We start from the raw sequence: 14,059 nt of genomic DNA, 5'->3' as shown, positions 1-14,059 counted from the left end.
AGGTCGGCGTCCTCTGGCGGGTAGCGGATGTCATCGCATGACCATTCGCGCCGCAGCGCGCAGGCGAGGCAGCACCCGTAGCAGACCCAGTGGCCCGCCGTGCCACGCGTGCTCGGTCAGGCCAACACCGCTGCGGCGCTGACCGTCGACGGTCGTTATAAAGCGTGCCGCCGACTCTTGGATCACCAAACCCTTTCGGTACAAGCATGATTGGGCGGTTGCGTTGCCTTGAATTTCGAGCCGCAGGCCGCTGACGTCGGTGACCGTGATCCGCGACGTACTCGGCACATGAAGGCCGGCCATTTCGTAGTCCACGGCCAACTCCCTGATCGCATGGTTCACGCCGTCATGGTGGATGTAGCCGCAGGGGTAGGCGCGCCCCCCGCTGATAAGCAGAGTGCAGTTCATGGTGAAGTCTGGGCCGAACAGCATCGGAATCCAATTCCAGCCTTCGATGGTGCGCCAATCGCGGTCCCCCCACGACTTGTCTCGCTGACCGAGGCCATCAATCTCGTAGGTCGCTCCGTTCATCCTTATCGTGCCCGTGACCCGTCCGGACTGCTCCATGTGCACATCCGCAATTCCGGGCGGAATGTATTGGCCCGGAGGCGCTTCGGCGCGAAAATCGTACGGCGCGTGCAGCGCGGTGAAGGTCAGATCCACCTCGTCACGGCCCCGCAGCAGTATCCGCCACTTCGACATCGGTTCGCTCATGTGAAACTCCAGGGCCCCGATGCGCAGGCGGCCGGGATCGGGGGTACCGGTGTAGCGGGCGTTGAGTCTGGCGTAGCCGCCCTCAACCCGGCCGTTTCGCATTGTGTAGAGCAGCGCGTCAGCGGTGTGATTGCTGGGGTGATATCCGATCCGAGCCAAACCCGTTGCGTCCGCCCCGGCGTCGAACCAACTGAAAAAGAAGCTTTCTTGCCAGACGCGATGCGGTCCTGGGTGGTGCATGAATTCGTCATTCGCGTCGACCATTTCGTCAGTCCTCACGAGTCGGAGACAAATGTGGTGGCAAACAAGAATCTCCAACACTAACGTGACACATCGGCACTCGCGACGCTTCAGGTAGAACCCGACGTCAACATTCATTCACCTCGATGATTTCGATGCCCTCTGAAAATCTGCGCGTCGCGTCGTCGTCAGATAATTCCGTGCCAGTTGCCTGCCGGACATCCAAACGTCATTTGGTGGTTTGTGTCGTTGTCGTCCGCGGCAGTTCTCACCCGAAATAAAACCTTCGACGCAGGCAAAACCTGCGATGCTAAGCGTATGGCGCGCGCAAAAGGAGACATCGGGTTGACGAACGCAAAGCTCGATGAAATGCGACAGAAAGGCGATCCGGTGGCCGACCGTGCGGTCGAAGCCGTGTTTAACCGGAACGGTGTCAGCGCTGTCAACGCGGTGATGCAGACGCTGGTGCGGGTCGATCAGCCGGTCCCTGCGGAGCTTCCGCCGGAGGTTCAGCAGTACCTGCAGGACACTGTGGACCTGCCCGAGTGGGCAGACCTGGGCAAGATCGAGCGCGGACAGCAGCTATTCGAGGTGTTTGGTTTCCAGATCACGCTGTGCCTGTTCTGCGCGTCGCTTCCGTCGTCATACGCGGCAGCCAAAGCCGTGAAGGTGTTGTACCTGACCGCTCAGCTCGACACCAACACACGCCGACGGGTGCTGGAGACCGGCCAGTTCCTGATCGATGTGCTCAGCGCGGGCAGCCTCGATGAGGACGGCAAAGGTCGGCGCACCATCCAGAAGGTTCGGCTGATGCACGCGGCTGTGCGCTTATTGATCAGGGAGCGCGGCAAACAGCAGCCGAAACTTTGGCATCGCGACTGGGGTACACCGATCAACCAGGAGGACCTCCTTGCGACGCTCCTGGTTTTCTGGTTTGTCGTCGGTGAACCGATGCGTCGCCTCGGCGTGGAAGTGTCCTCCGAGGATCAGGACGCATACCTGCATTTATGGAACGTCATCGGGCACCAGCTCGGCGTGCGCGATGAGTTGTTGGTGTTCGACGTCGCCCAGGCCAACGCGCTAGTCGACCTCATCCGGAGCAGGCATTTCAAGGCGTCACCCGAAGGGCACGACATGACTCGTGCGCTCCTCGTACTGCTCGACCAGCTAACGCCCTCTCATCGGTTCGACGATACGATCCCACCGTTGATCCGCCATCTGATCGGCGACAAGACTGCGGACCTGTTGCTCGTGCCGCGGTCGGATCTCGGGGGCGAGGTCAGACGGATCGAACACATCACCAACTGGTTCTATGTTCACGTTTTCGGCCGCCCGGACAAGGGGGATTCCGCGCGCTATGAACTCGTGTTGGACATTGTCCGCCCATTCGGGCGCGATTTGCTGCGCGGGCTGTTCGAACTTGAGCGGGGTGGCGAACGGGCTCCGTTCGCCTTACCTGATCGTCTTGCCCGCAACTGGGAGCTCTCGACCTGACTCAGGCTATAAATAGTGGAGGCGCAATTCGGCAACGTAGCGGCGAGCCAGCGAAACGGGTTCGCCCTGAACGGTATTCACTCCATCAACTGGGCAGCGACACTCGCCCCGAGATTCCAGCACGCCTCGACGTCGTCCTTGCCGGGTTTACCTGAAACCGTTACGGTCGCTGCGGCTTTCACCCACCCCAGGCCCGTCGTGATGGCATCGACGGCCCGCTCGGCACCCTCGGTGCCCTCGTTTCCGTGCAGGTACAAGCCGAACGGACGTCCCTGAGTCGAATCGAGCAATTGGTAATAGGCGCAATCGAATGCGTGCTTGAGAGCGCCCGAAATGTACCCGAGGTTGGCAGGCGTGCCGAGCAGGTAACCGTCTGCGCCGAGCATCTCGACCGGCGACACCGTCAGCGCCGCCCGGCGCACGACGTCCACACCTTCGATCTCGGGGTCGGTCGCCCCCGCCACCACCGCCTCGAACATCTCCTGGCAGTGCGGCGACGGCGTGTGGTGCACGATCAGCAGCGTCTTGCTCACCCATCCCCCTGTAGCTGCACCGCCGTCTTCATGGCTTCCCGGGCGCGACGGCGATCCCCGGCGTAGTCGTAGGCCCGGGCCAGCCGATACCAATGCCGCCAGTCGTCGGGGTGGGCTTCCACGTCGGTGCGCACGGTGGCGAACAGCGCGTCGGCCGCATCACGCTGGATACGACCCGACGGCCGCCGAGGCAGTCCGCTGGCATCGAGTTCCATTCCCTGCTCGGCGATCAGCCGGGCCAGCTTCTGGTGCGCGAATCCGGCGCGCAGCGTGGTGATCATCGCCCACAGCCCGATCACCGGCATGATCAGCACCGCCAGCCCGAGGCCAACGGCGGGGGGCCGGCCCGAGGCGATCATCGCGACGGCCAACCGCCCGAGCAGCACGAAGTACAGCAACATCGCCGCGCACAGGAATGCGATCAGCAGTTGCGTGCGCAGCAACCTGCTCATTGCAGGTTGAGCAGGGGCTCCAGCCCCACCGTCAGGCCGGGACGTTCCCGCACCCGGCGCACCGCCAGCAGCACGCCCGGCACGAACGACGTGCGATCCAGGCTGTCGTGGCGGATGGTCAGCGTCTCCCCCTCCGTGCCGAACAACACCTCCTGGTGAGCGACCAGCCCGGCCAGCCGCACCGAGTGCACCGGAATTCCGTCGACGTCGGCGCCGCGCGCTCCGGGCAGGCCGGTGCTGGTGGCATCGGGGTTGGGCGGCAAGCCTTTTCGAGATTCGGCGATCAGCTTCGCGGTTCGAGTCGCGGTACCTGACGGCGCGTCGGCCTTGTGCGGGTGATGCAGCTCGACGACCTCGGCGGAGTCGAAGAAGGGCGCGGCCTGCTTCGCGAAATGCATGGACAGCACCGCGCCGATCGCGAAATTCGGCGCGATCAGCACGGAAGTTTCTGGGCTGTCGGCCAGCCACACCTGCACCTGTTCCAGCCGCTCGGCGGTGAAGCCGGTGGTGCCGACCACGGCGTGAATTCCGTTGTCAATCAGAAACTTCAGGTTGCCCATCACCACGTCGGGGTGGGTGAAGTCGATCACGACCTCGGTGTCGTGATCGGTCAGCAGACTCATCGGGTCGCCGGCGTCGACCTCGGCGGTCAACGTCAGATCGTCGGCGGCCTGAACACCGGCCACCATCGCCGACCCGACCTTGCCCTTGGCTCCCAGCACGCCTACCCGCATGGTCTTCACCCTAGACGGGCCGTCGGGGCGGCTTTGTCCACAGTTGGGCGTTCGCCCACAGGTGGCGCCTTTGGGCGTATCCCCGGCCGATGACCACGCATACTATTCGAACATGCATTCGATCGAAGTCAGCGCGGACGTGTCCGCTGCCCTGGACACGCTGGACGGCGGCGACGCCGCAATCCGCGCCCTCAACTTCGATGCGTTGAGCCCCATCGTCCGGCTGCGAGTGCTCGAACGGATGGAAGCCTCGCGCCGGCGGCAGATTGCGTTGAGCCACGACATCATTGCGGGCTTGTCCGCGGCGGACCCGACGGCGGTCGGCGGCCCGATCCACAAGGTCATCGCCGACTGCCTGCGGATCAGCTATGCCGAAGCTCGCCGTCGGGTAAAGGATGCCGAACAGCTCTCTGCGCGTGTGACTCTCACCGGCCAGGAGTTGCCACCGGAGCTGCCGGCCACCGCGACAGTCTGGCGAGAAGGCAAGCTCGACGCGCAACACCTGCGCGTGATTCAGGCCTTCGTCCGCAACCTCCCCGACGCGACACCCACCGATACCGCCGAGGACGCCGAGTGTTTTCTCGCCAAGCAGGCCACCAAGCTGCGTCCCGATCAGCTGGAAAGGGCAGCGCATCGGATCGCGCTGCATATCAATCCCGACGGGAAGTTCTCCGATTCCGACCGCGCGCGCCAGCGCGGCTTCACGTGGTGCGGTCAGCGCAGCGACGGGATGAGCATTGGAAAGCTCGTTGCGTCACCAGAATTGCGTGCCAACCTCGACGCGTGGCTCGCTCGATTCGCCGCGCCCGGCATGTGCAACCCGGATGATGAATACCCTTGCACTACTGGCGAACCCGCCGAGGAGGCTGTTGGCCGGGATGCGCGGACGCCGGGCCAGCGTCAGCACGACGCGCTCAATGCGTTAGTCCGCGGCCAGTTAGGCGACCCGAAGCTCGGTCAGCACAACGGATTGCCAGTCAGCGTCATTGTGTCGACCACGCTGCAGGAGCTGACGACGGGAACGGGCCGAGCGGTGACGGGTGGCGGAACGCTGCTGCCCATGCGCGATGTGATCCGGATGGCCGGCCACGCCTACCATTATCTTGCCGTATTCGACGAGCATCAAAGCCGGCCACTGTATCTCGGTCGATCGCGCCGAGTTGCCACACCGGATCAGCGCGTGGTCCTGTACGCGAAGGACCGCGGCTGCACGCACCCGGGCTGTGACGCGCCCGGCTATTGGTGCGAAGTCCACCACATCGAGCAATGGGCCGACGGCGGCGCGACCGATGTCGACAACCTCACGTTCGCGTGTAGGCCCCACCACAAGCTTGCCGGAATGGGTTGGCGAACAAGAAAATTGGCTAACGGCCGCACTGAGTGGATCCCGCCGCCGCAGTTTGACCTGGGCGCGCGCACCAACGACTATCACCATCCGGAGCGGCTCCTGGGCGACGACGAAGCGGGCTGAGGCTAGAGCTTGAACCGCCCGGCGAATGCGCGCAGCGGAAGGTCGCCACTGGTGATCAGCCCCGGCGGTGCGGCCACCACCGACCTGATCGAGGCCAGGGCGGGCATGCCGGTCACCGTCATCCCGATGGAGGCGAAGTTGTCCGGGTTGGACAGGTCGACGCCGGGCTTCGGGAAGATCATGTGCTTGTTGTACACGCACGGGTCGCCCTTGATCTGGGTGATATAGCAGCCCTTGATATCCCAGTGCGGATCGGTGTGCGGGGTCATCTGCCATTCCAGGTGCGTCTCCACCCGGGGCACACCATCCACCATGCCCTGGTACTTGATGTAGTTGCCGCCGAGCGAACCCTTGGGCAGCGTGTACCAGCCCAGGTCGACATCCTTGGTGCACGCACCCAACTCGTAGCTGAACTTGACCTCGTCGAGTTTGACGTCGAAGCAGTCGGCCATCATCAGCACGCTGTCGGCGAACACGCGAGTGTACTTCTCCAGCTTGGCCGGGATCGACGGATCATCCACCGGCAGGCCGTAACCCACCTCGATCCAGGTGTCCTTGGAGTGGTGACACGACACGTCGACGGACTCGATCGTGGTGACGTTTTCGATGTCGGCGACGTCGGCCGAGCACACCACACCGAGAATCTGGTTGAGCCCCGGGTTCATTCCGGTGCCGTAGAAGGTCGCACCGCCCTTCTCGCATGCCTGCGCCAGCAACTGGGTTACCGGCTTGCCGGACGGATGCGGATGGTTGGTGTCGCGGTGCCAGCCGGTGATCCAGTCGGCGGTGGTGACGATATCGATGCCCGCCTCCAGCACCTGCACGTACAGGTCCTCGTCGGGGAACACGCCGTGGAACGTCAGCACGTCCGGCTTGGCGGCGATGATCTCATCGATGCTCCCGGTGAACTTCACCCCGTTGGCCCCCACGCCGGCGAACTCGCCGGTGTCCTTGCCGACCTTCTCCGGCGAATAGGCATGCACACCAATGAGTTCGAGATCAGGCTGGGTCGCGATCCGCCTGATCATCTCCGAACCGACGTTTCCACTTCCGACTTGGAAGACGCGAATCGGTCCAGCGGGTGCGTTCATTGCATTCAGCCTTTCTGGGATGCTGCGTAGACTTCGGCGGCGCTGCCACCGATGCCGTCGGGATAGAACTGCTTGGCCCACTTGCGGATTGCCGTGAACCCTTCGTACTCGTCGGTGGCGAGCGCGGGCGGATCCGAATACCGCTGGTGCTGCCAGATTTCGATGTCCTGTTCGAACTGCCGGATGACTTCTCGGCCGAACTCCTGGGCCTTCATCTCGGCGCGGACCGGATCCTTGTGCGGCGTGCGGCCGATGTACACCATGAACCGGACATCGGAGGTGCAGTCGTCGACCGGGGTGATCGCCGAGATGGTGCGGTTGTCGACCATGCCCCAGCTCTTCGTCACCGCGATGCCCAGCCCGCCGTTGATCGCCTCGACGCCGCTGTTGACGTCCTCGATCCGCTGCCCGTCATCGCCCTCGAAGGTGATGGTGAAGTCCACAAAAGATACCGGCTCGCCGAAGTCGTGGCGGGTGAACACCGGCACGATCGGCGTGTTGTGCACGTACTTGAAGTGCGCGAAGTCCACGCCGTTTTCCAGCACGTACTGCGGGTGCAACTCGAGGCCGGCGCGGTACAGCCGCTGCTGCGGGTAGTAGCCATCGGCACTACTGCCGTCGCCGAACGCGGCGAACACGTCCGGGACCTCGAAGAACGGCTCGCGACGGTCGACGTCGTGCCAGATGTAGACCGACTCGTTGCGCTCTACCACGGGATAAGTGCGCACCCGGCGCCCGCGATTGGGGCGGTCCTGATACGGAATGCACACGTTGCGGCCCTCGTTGCTCCATTGCCAGCCGTGGAACGGACACTGCAGCACCTCGCCGACGACCTTGCCGCCGTACCCCAGATGCGCACCCAGATGCTCGCAATAGGCGTTCATGACGGTGAGCTGACCGGAGTCGGCCCGCCAGGCGACCATTTCCTGGTCGAAGTACTTCATCTTGTGGACGTCCCCGACGCCGATCTCCTCGGACCAGGCAACCTGGAACCATCCGGTCGGTTTCATCGACAACGGCGGCTTAGCCATCGAACTCAGCCATCGAAGTCAGCCTCGAACTCAGCCATCAGAGCTGCCCTCCTCGCAACGAATGATAGCGGCGCCAGTCAACAATCAAAGTACCTTCTATGAAAATTTAATCCGCTCGGCCGCTGCGTGCAACCAATCGATTAGGATCGGCCGATGGCGCAGCGGGCTACCAGGCACGTTTCGGAGGCCGGCATCGTGGGCCGGCGGCCGAACCGGCGCGGCAACGCTACTCGGGAGAACATGCTCGAGGCCGCCCTGCGATCCCTGGGCTCGGGCGAGCCCGGGTCGGTGTCGGCCAATCGCATCGCGAAGGACATCGGCGCCACTTGGGGCGCGGTGCAGTATCAGTTCGGCGACACCGACGGTTTCTGGGCGGCCGTGCTGCACCGCACCGCCGAGCGACGGGCGGCGACGTTCTCGTCGCTGTCGACACCGGTCCAACCGAACGCACCGCTGCGCGAACGTGTCAGCACCATCATCGAAACCTTGTACCGCGGTCTGGCGTCGCCCGATTCACGCGCGATCGAAAATCTGCGCGCCGCCCTCCCCCGCGACCCCGGCGAGCTGGAGCGCCTGTACCCGCGCACCGCCGCCGAGCTGTTCTCCTGGGGCAAGAGCTGGTTGGAAACCTGTCAGAACGCCTTCGCCGGGCTCGACGTCGACCCGGACCGGGTCCGCGAAGTGGCCGCGCTGATCCCGGGCGCGATGCGCGGCCTGGTGTCCGAGCGTCAACTGGGCTCCTATGCCGACCTGGACATGGCGCGGCGAGGTCTGACGAATGCCCTGGTCGCTTACCTCGAACATTCCCGGGCGGATTGCCCTTAAGGTGGCCCTGTGAAATCGAAGGACGTCAAGATCCGAAGGGCCGGACCCGGCGATTTCGCGAAGGTCGCGGCGATGCACTATCCGGTGTGGCGGCGGTCCTTCGCCGGAATACTGGAAGATCACCTGCTCGACGTGATCGCGACGCCGAAATTGTGGGCCACGGTGAAGTACCCGGAAGCGCTGAATCAGCCGGGATGGGGGATGTGGGTCGCCGAGGCCCGCGGCAAGATAGTGGGGATGACGGTCTTCGGGCCCCATTCCACCAGTAGCGATGACCTGCAAATCGACGCCCTCTACACCGCAGACGAAGCCAAGGGACTCGGCGTCGGTGTGCGCTTGCTGAAGAAAGCCGTGAACGCCAATCCGTCGGGCGACGTGGTTCTGTGGTGTGCAGAAAAGAATGTAGCGGCGCGAAACTTCTACGAGGACAACGACTTTAAACTCGATGACCGTGTGCTCGTCTGGGAGCCGCTGCCCGGCGTCACGGTGCGCCACGTGGGCTACCGACGTCATCGATCAGCACCCGAAGGCTGATCACTCAGGCGTCGATGACGAGCCGGCCGGCTTTCGCCCGCGACACGCAGACCAGCATCTCGTCGTCGCCGACCGCCGTGCGCCCGCGATGATCGACCTGTCCGGCAAGCACTTTGACCTTGCATGTTCCGCAGAAACCCTGCTGGCAGGAGTACGGGGTGGTCGGTTCAAGGTCTCGCATCACCTCCAGCGCGGACCGATTGGCCGGCACATCGAGCAGCCGCTTTGACCGAGCGAGCTCGAGCTCGAAGGGATCGCCGTCGACGACCGGCGGCGGACTGAATCGCTCGTAATGCAAAGGCGCGTCGGCGTGTTCGTTGCGAGCGAAACGAACCGCATCGAGCATCCCGGTCGGGCCGCACACGTAAACGGCCGTCGCCGGCCCGGCGCCGACGAGCAGGTCGTCGACGGCGGCACAGCGGCCGTGTTCGTCGTCGGCCCAGATGGTGACCCGGTCCGGGGCCACCGCCACCACTTCGTCGAGAAACGGCATGTACTCTCTGCTACGCCCGGCATAGATTGCGCGCCAATTGATTCCGCGTTGCTGAGCGACCTGGATCATCGGCAGAATCGGCGTCACACCGATGCCGCCGATCACGAACAATACGTCGCGCTCGGCCGAGCCGAGATAGAAGGCGTTACGCGGGCCTTCGAACTCACATCTGGCGCCGACGTCGAACGCGTCGTGCATTTCGATCGAACCGCCTCCGCCGCCGGCGATCCGGCGTACGGCGATGCGGTAGTCGGTGCGCCGGCCGGGCGGACCGCACAGCGAGTACTGGCGGCGGCGCCCTGAGGGCAGCACGACGTCGATATGCCCGCCGGGCGTCCACGACGGTAGCAACCCGCCGTCCGGGGCGGCCAGCGTCAGCACGACGACGTCGGGCGCGACGAGTTGACGCTTGGTCACGACGGCGGCCCGGGTGCGCCGCACCGGCTTGATTCGCGACGGCTCCCATCGCGACACCGAGGCGAATCCGTCGTACAGCATCCGGATCCCCCACAGCACCGTGCCGAGACGGTCCCGGTCGCGCCGACCGTAGAGGTCGGCGGGCCTAGAGTTCCAGATGCTCTCCCGCACAGGCAAATCCCTCACCCTGCTCAAGTCGGCCGAATGTCCAACCGCGCGAGCAGCCGAATCGCCGACGGGCTGATCCGCCGCATCGCGTAGCCGATTCTGGATTCGGCGGCGACCGGTAACACCGCGGGGCCGGTCTTGATGGCCTTGACGATCGCCGCGGCCACGGCCTCCGGGGTGTAGTTGCGGCGCCGGTAAGCCGCGTCGGCCTTGTCCCGTGCCCGTTCCTGCTCGGCGTCCGACATCCCAGCGTAGACAGTGCTTTTGGCGATATCGGTGTTGACGAATCCCGGGCACACCGCGGTGACGGCAATGCCCTCGTCGGCGAAGTCGGCGCGCAGCGATTCGCTGAACCCCAGCACCGCCGCCTTCGTGGTGCTATAGGCGACCATCGATTTCGACGGCAGGTACGCCGACGCCGAGGCCACGTTGATGATCGTCCCGCCCTCGCCGCGCTCGACCATCTGCGCGCCGAAAGCCCGGCTGCCGGTGATGACACCACGCAGGTTCACCCCGATGATGTCCTCCCAGTTCCCGGGGCTGGTCTCCAGGAATCGGCCCGCCATGCCGATACCGGCGTTGTTCACCAGGATGTCGACCACACCGTGGTCGTTAAGTACTTGGGCGGCAAGGTCGTTCATCGATTCTTCGTCACTGACGTCGGCTTGGTACACCACGGCCTCGGAGCATGCGGCGCGAACGGCGTCCGCGGTTTCGTTGGCCGCGTCAAGGTTTCGATCGACGATGATCACCTTGCGAGCACCGTGACGGGCCAGTTCCACCGCGGTGGCCCGGCCGATGCCGGCACCTGCGCCGGTGATCAACGCGAGCTTGCCCGGTATCTCGCGCGGGCCGCCCTGCACCGAGGGCTCGCCGGCGGGGGCCGCGCCGCCGACACTGCGATCGATCCACTCGCTGGTGAGCCGGGCCACCACGTCGGGACGAGACGTCACCACCCAGTGACCGCCCTCGATCGAAACGACCCTGCCCCCGGCGGGAATCGCGCCGGTGAAGCGCTGCAGCGCGGGAGTCACGAAGAGGTCCATGCGCGGCACCAACACCTGGACTGCGACGTTGGTCTTCGGTAGTTCACGCCCCGGCGACAACATCGGCGCAGGCATGTTGGCCCGGTACAGGTTCAGCCCGTTGACATAGTCCGCGATCGATCGCGGCGTCGCGCGACGTTGACTGCGCGTGCTCGATCGACCGATGCGTTCCATGGCCTCAACGACTTTGACGCCGATTCCGGAATGAAAAGCCGCTTCCGGAACGCCCGGGCATAGGAAGAAGCCGATGTAGGTCGACGCCATCAGCTGGCCCGCGACCTGTGCTAGCCCCCGCGGGTTGCGCGCCGAACGCAAGAATCTGCCCGCGTATTGCAGATGCGGACCCGAGATCGAGGTGAACGAGGCGATCTTGTCCATCATCGACTCGTCCGTGATGGCCGCCCAGCCCTGGATCGAGCCCCAGTCGTGGGCCAGCAGGTGGACCTCCTCGACCCCCAGGCTGTCGATCACCGCGCCGAGATCGGACACCAGATGCTCGAAGGAATACCCGGATTGCTTTGCCGGACGCGATGATTCGCCGGCGCCGCGGACATCGTAGGCGACGAAGTTGTACCGGCCGGCGTAGTTCTGCGCGAACTCCTCGGCGATCGGGTCCCAGACGTGATGGTTATCGGGCCAGCCGTGAATTGCGAGGATAGTCGGACGTTGCGGGTCGATTTCGGTGTAACGATGGACGGCCAGGGCCACACCGTTGGAAGCGGTGAATCCGAAGTCAATGGTCATAGATCAGTGCGATGCCCTCGCTGCAGGAGAGACGGCCAGATAGTCGACTGCCTGCCCAAGCCCGCCCAATTGCGAGGGGTGGAAGCCCGGCCGGTAGTAATCGGCGATACCACGCAGGAATCGTAGCGGGCCGGGCAGCAGGCCGCGGCGGGCCGCGTTGACGTAGTCACGCCAGCGCGGCTTGGTGCCCGGCGGCAGCAGTGGGTCCACCGAATACAGGTAGCGCACGCCGCGGATCCACAGCAGCAACATCGCCGGCGAGACGACCAGCTGGGCGCGCACCTGCCGCCAATACCCGGCCCGCAGATGTTTCATCGTGTCGAAGGCCACCGCCTTGTGCTCGACTTCTTCGGCGCCGTGCCAGCGCAGCATGTCCAGCATCACCGGATCGGTGCCGATCGCGTCGTGCGCCGGGGTGTTCAGAATCCACTCGCCCAAGATCGCGGTGTAGTGCTCGATTGCGGAGACGAACGAGACCTGCTCGAGCAGCCAGCTGTCCTGACGCCGTTTACTCCACCCGGGCTTGGAGCCCAGGATCTTCTCGAACATCCACCTGATCTGGCCGGTGTAGGGCGTCACGGCGATGCCCTGGGCGTCGAACCGGGCGAGCACGCCCGCGTGCGCCTGCGAGTGCACCGCCTCCTGACCGATGAAGCCCTGCACATCCAGCCGCAGCTGGTCGTCCTGGATCAGCGGCAGCGCTCGCTTGAACACCTCAACGAAGAACTCCTCGCCCGCGGGCAGCAGCAGGTGCAAGACGTTGAGCATGTGGGTGGTGAACGGCTCTTCGGGCACGTAGTGCACCGGTAGGTTCGCCCAGTCGAAAGCCACATCACGCGCCTCGAGCACCAGGCGCTCATGGTCGAGCGATGGCCCCAACCTGCCTGGGTGCGAACCCGCGGCCTGATCGTCGACGGTGAACATATGGCCCCCTACCTGCGTTTACCCCGACCAGAAGTCGTCTCGGTGAACATCGGGCATGGCCAGTATAAGTTCGCGGCGCGAATATGCGAAACCGCCGGTACCGGGTTTCTCGCGAAGTCCCCGGCTAGCCGGCTTCGGCGCGCTGCTTGAGGCGCTGCAGCGTGAGCTCGATGTTCTTGGTGTTGGCGGCCGCCCGGTCGGTAACACCGGTGGCTCTGCCGGAGAGCGTGCGGAACCAGCCGGGCCGACGGTCCCAGGTGCTTTCGGTGACCAGGCAGCCGCCGTCGGAGGCGACGATGTCGTATTGCCAGCGCGCGATCGGAAAGACCGTGTGCCGCACGTCGAACGCGAACCGCCGGCCCGGCTCGGCGTCGGTGACGGTGCACTTCGTGTTCCACCGCTTGCTGCCGTTCTCATTGCGGCCGGTGAACACCGCCCCCGGACACACCGCATCGCCCTTGCACCATCGCATCGCGACCGCCTCCTCGGCCAGTGAGGTCAACGTCGGCAGGTCGGTGATCAGCGAATAGACCACGTCGGGGCGGGCGTCGATCTGGACACTGGCCGACACGCACGGGTCGCTCATCGGCAGATAATAAGCCTAGATCGGCGCGGCTCCACGGAGATGTTCGAAGATCAACGAGGTCTGCGTCCCGGCGACGTCGGCGTCGGCGTTGAGGTTCTCCACCACGAACGAGCGCAGGTCCTCGGTGTCGCGGGCAGCGACATGCAGGATGAAATCGTCGGCACCCGCGAGGAAGTAGACGTCCATCACCTGGCGGCGTCCCCGGATCTGGTGGATGAAGCTGCGGATCTTGCCGCGCGCGTTGGATTGCAGGGTCACCGAGATCATCGCCTGCAGCGGCATGCCCACCGCGACCGGATCGATGTCGGTGAAGAAACCGCGGATCACGCCGAGGTCGACCAGCCGCCGTACCCGCCCGTGACACGTGGACGCCGCGATGCCGACCGCCTCGGCCAGCGCGTTGTTGGTGATGCGTGCGTCGGCGTGCAGCAGGCTCAGAATTTTACGGTCCACGGCGTCGAGACCGGCCGGCCCCCGAACATCCTTCGGTGTGTCAGCCGGTGCACCCACAAGATTCGTTGACTTATCAGTCATATCCCGATCTTATGGAATTAACATCAGC

Annotated in this window: 15 protein-coding genes; 4 read left to right on the top strand and 11 right to left on the bottom strand. The window is 64.7% G+C overall.

All coding sequences use genetic code 11. The features are described 5' to 3' along the window. Positions 1-30: 30 nt before the first annotated feature. Positions 31-978: a DUF7064 domain-containing protein gene (locus MJO58_RS09575; protein WP_239722693.1), complete on the bottom strand. Its 948-nt coding sequence runs from the start codon at positions 976-978 to the stop codon at positions 31-33. A 321-nt stretch (positions 979-1,299) separates the two neighbouring features. Between MJO58_RS09575 and MJO58_RS09570 the strand changes: the two genes are divergently transcribed. Continuing rightward, complete coding sequence (locus tag MJO58_RS09570) at positions 1,300-2,448, top strand: oxygenase MpaB family protein (RefSeq protein WP_239722692.1); 1,149 nt, start codon at positions 1,300-1,302, stop codon at positions 2,446-2,448. Between the two features lie 77 nt (positions 2,449-2,525). Here the strand turns inward: MJO58_RS09570 and MJO58_RS09565 are convergent, their stop codons facing one another. From MJO58_RS09565 to dapB, 3 genes are read right to left on the bottom strand one after another with little or no spacing between them, the layout of a single operon-like run. Further along, on the bottom strand, positions 2,526-2,927 hold the full coding sequence (locus MJO58_RS09565; RefSeq protein WP_175364620.1) for a flavodoxin family protein: 402 nt from the start codon (positions 2,925-2,927) through the stop codon (positions 2,526-2,528). A gap of 50 nt (positions 2,928-2,977) precedes the next feature. After that, a complete protein-coding gene (locus MJO58_RS09560) occupies positions 2,978-3,433 on the bottom strand; it encodes a tetratricopeptide repeat protein (RefSeq protein ID WP_090601262.1) in 456 nt (151 codons plus the stop codon). Next, positions 3,430-4,167 (bottom strand): 4-hydroxy-tetrahydrodipicolinate reductase, encoded by a 738-nt coding sequence (gene dapB, locus MJO58_RS09555; RefSeq protein WP_090608710.1) that lies wholly within the window; start codon positions 4,165-4,167, stop codon positions 3,430-3,432. Before dapB ends, MJO58_RS09560 begins: the two co-directional genes overlap by 4 nt. A 112-nt stretch (positions 4,168-4,279) precedes the next feature. Here dapB and MJO58_RS09550 point away from each other — a divergent pair, with 112 nt between their 5' ends. Beyond that, positions 4,280-5,638 carry an HNH endonuclease signature motif containing protein gene (locus MJO58_RS09550; protein WP_239723209.1) on the top strand — a complete coding sequence of 453 codons (1,359 nt, stop codon included), beginning with the start codon at positions 4,280-4,282 and terminating at the stop codon, positions 5,636-5,638. 2 nt (positions 5,639-5,640) lie between these two features. On the opposite strand, the gene MJO58_RS09545 is transcribed toward MJO58_RS09550, so the two are convergent. Next, positions 5,641-6,729 (bottom strand): NAD(P)H-dependent amine dehydrogenase family protein, encoded by a 1,089-nt coding sequence (locus MJO58_RS09545; RefSeq protein ID WP_239722691.1) that lies wholly within the window; start codon positions 6,727-6,729, stop codon positions 5,641-5,643. 5 nt (positions 6,730-6,734) lie between these two features. Then, on the bottom strand, positions 6,735-7,760 hold the full coding sequence (locus tag MJO58_RS09540) for an aromatic ring-hydroxylating dioxygenase subunit alpha (RefSeq protein WP_239722690.1): 1,026 nt from the start codon (positions 7,758-7,760) through the stop codon (positions 6,735-6,737). A 240-nt stretch (positions 7,761-8,000) separates the two neighbouring features. On the opposite strand from MJO58_RS09540, the gene MJO58_RS09535 reads away from it, so the two are divergent. Both MJO58_RS09535 and MJO58_RS09530 read left to right on the top strand, forming a co-directional pair. Beyond that, the gene (locus MJO58_RS09535; RefSeq protein WP_090608708.1) at positions 8,001-8,585 is read left to right on the top strand and encodes a TetR/AcrR family transcriptional regulator; all 585 of its coding nucleotides are present in this window, start codon (positions 8,001-8,003) and stop codon (positions 8,583-8,585) included. A gap of 9 nt (positions 8,586-8,594) precedes the next feature. Continuing rightward, positions 8,595-9,119, top strand: a complete 525-nt coding sequence (locus tag MJO58_RS09530; RefSeq protein WP_239722689.1) for a GNAT family N-acetyltransferase — start codon at positions 8,595-8,597, stop codon at positions 9,117-9,119. 4 nt (positions 9,120-9,123) lie between these two features. Here the strand turns inward: MJO58_RS09530 and MJO58_RS09525 are convergent, their stop codons facing one another. The 5 genes from MJO58_RS09525 to aldR all read right to left on the bottom strand — a co-directional run bounded on the left by MJO58_RS09525 (position 9,124) and on the right by aldR (position 14,031). Continuing rightward, a complete protein-coding gene (locus MJO58_RS09525) occupies positions 9,124-10,206 on the bottom strand; it encodes a PDR/VanB family oxidoreductase (RefSeq protein WP_239722688.1) in 1,083 nt (360 codons plus the stop codon). A 14-nt stretch (positions 10,207-10,220) separates the two neighbouring features. Then, on the bottom strand, positions 10,221-11,987 hold the full coding sequence (locus MJO58_RS09520) for an SDR family oxidoreductase (protein ID WP_090601257.1): 1,767 nt from the start codon (positions 11,985-11,987) through the stop codon (positions 10,221-10,223). 3 nt (positions 11,988-11,990) lie between these two features. Then, a complete protein-coding gene (locus MJO58_RS09515; RefSeq protein ID WP_239722687.1) occupies positions 11,991-12,911 on the bottom strand; it encodes a metal-dependent hydrolase in 921 nt (306 codons plus the stop codon). A gap of 124 nt (positions 12,912-13,035) precedes the next feature. Next, positions 13,036-13,497, bottom strand: coding sequence for an SRPBCC family protein (locus MJO58_RS09510; RefSeq protein ID WP_239722686.1), 462 nt, complete (start codon positions 13,495-13,497; stop codon positions 13,036-13,038). Between the two features lie 15 nt (positions 13,498-13,512). Then, positions 13,513-14,031: an HTH-type transcriptional regulator AldR gene (gene aldR / locus MJO58_RS09505; protein ID WP_239722685.1), complete on the bottom strand. Its 519-nt coding sequence runs from the start codon at positions 14,029-14,031 to the stop codon at positions 13,513-13,515. Between the last annotated feature and the right edge of the window lie 28 nt (positions 14,032-14,059).

The organism is Mycobacterium lentiflavum (assembly GCF_022374895.2).
GTDB lineage: Bacteria > Actinomycetota > Actinomycetes > Mycobacteriales > Mycobacteriaceae > Mycobacterium > Mycobacterium lentiflavum.
This window is presented reverse-complemented; position numbering and strand designations above follow the sequence as displayed.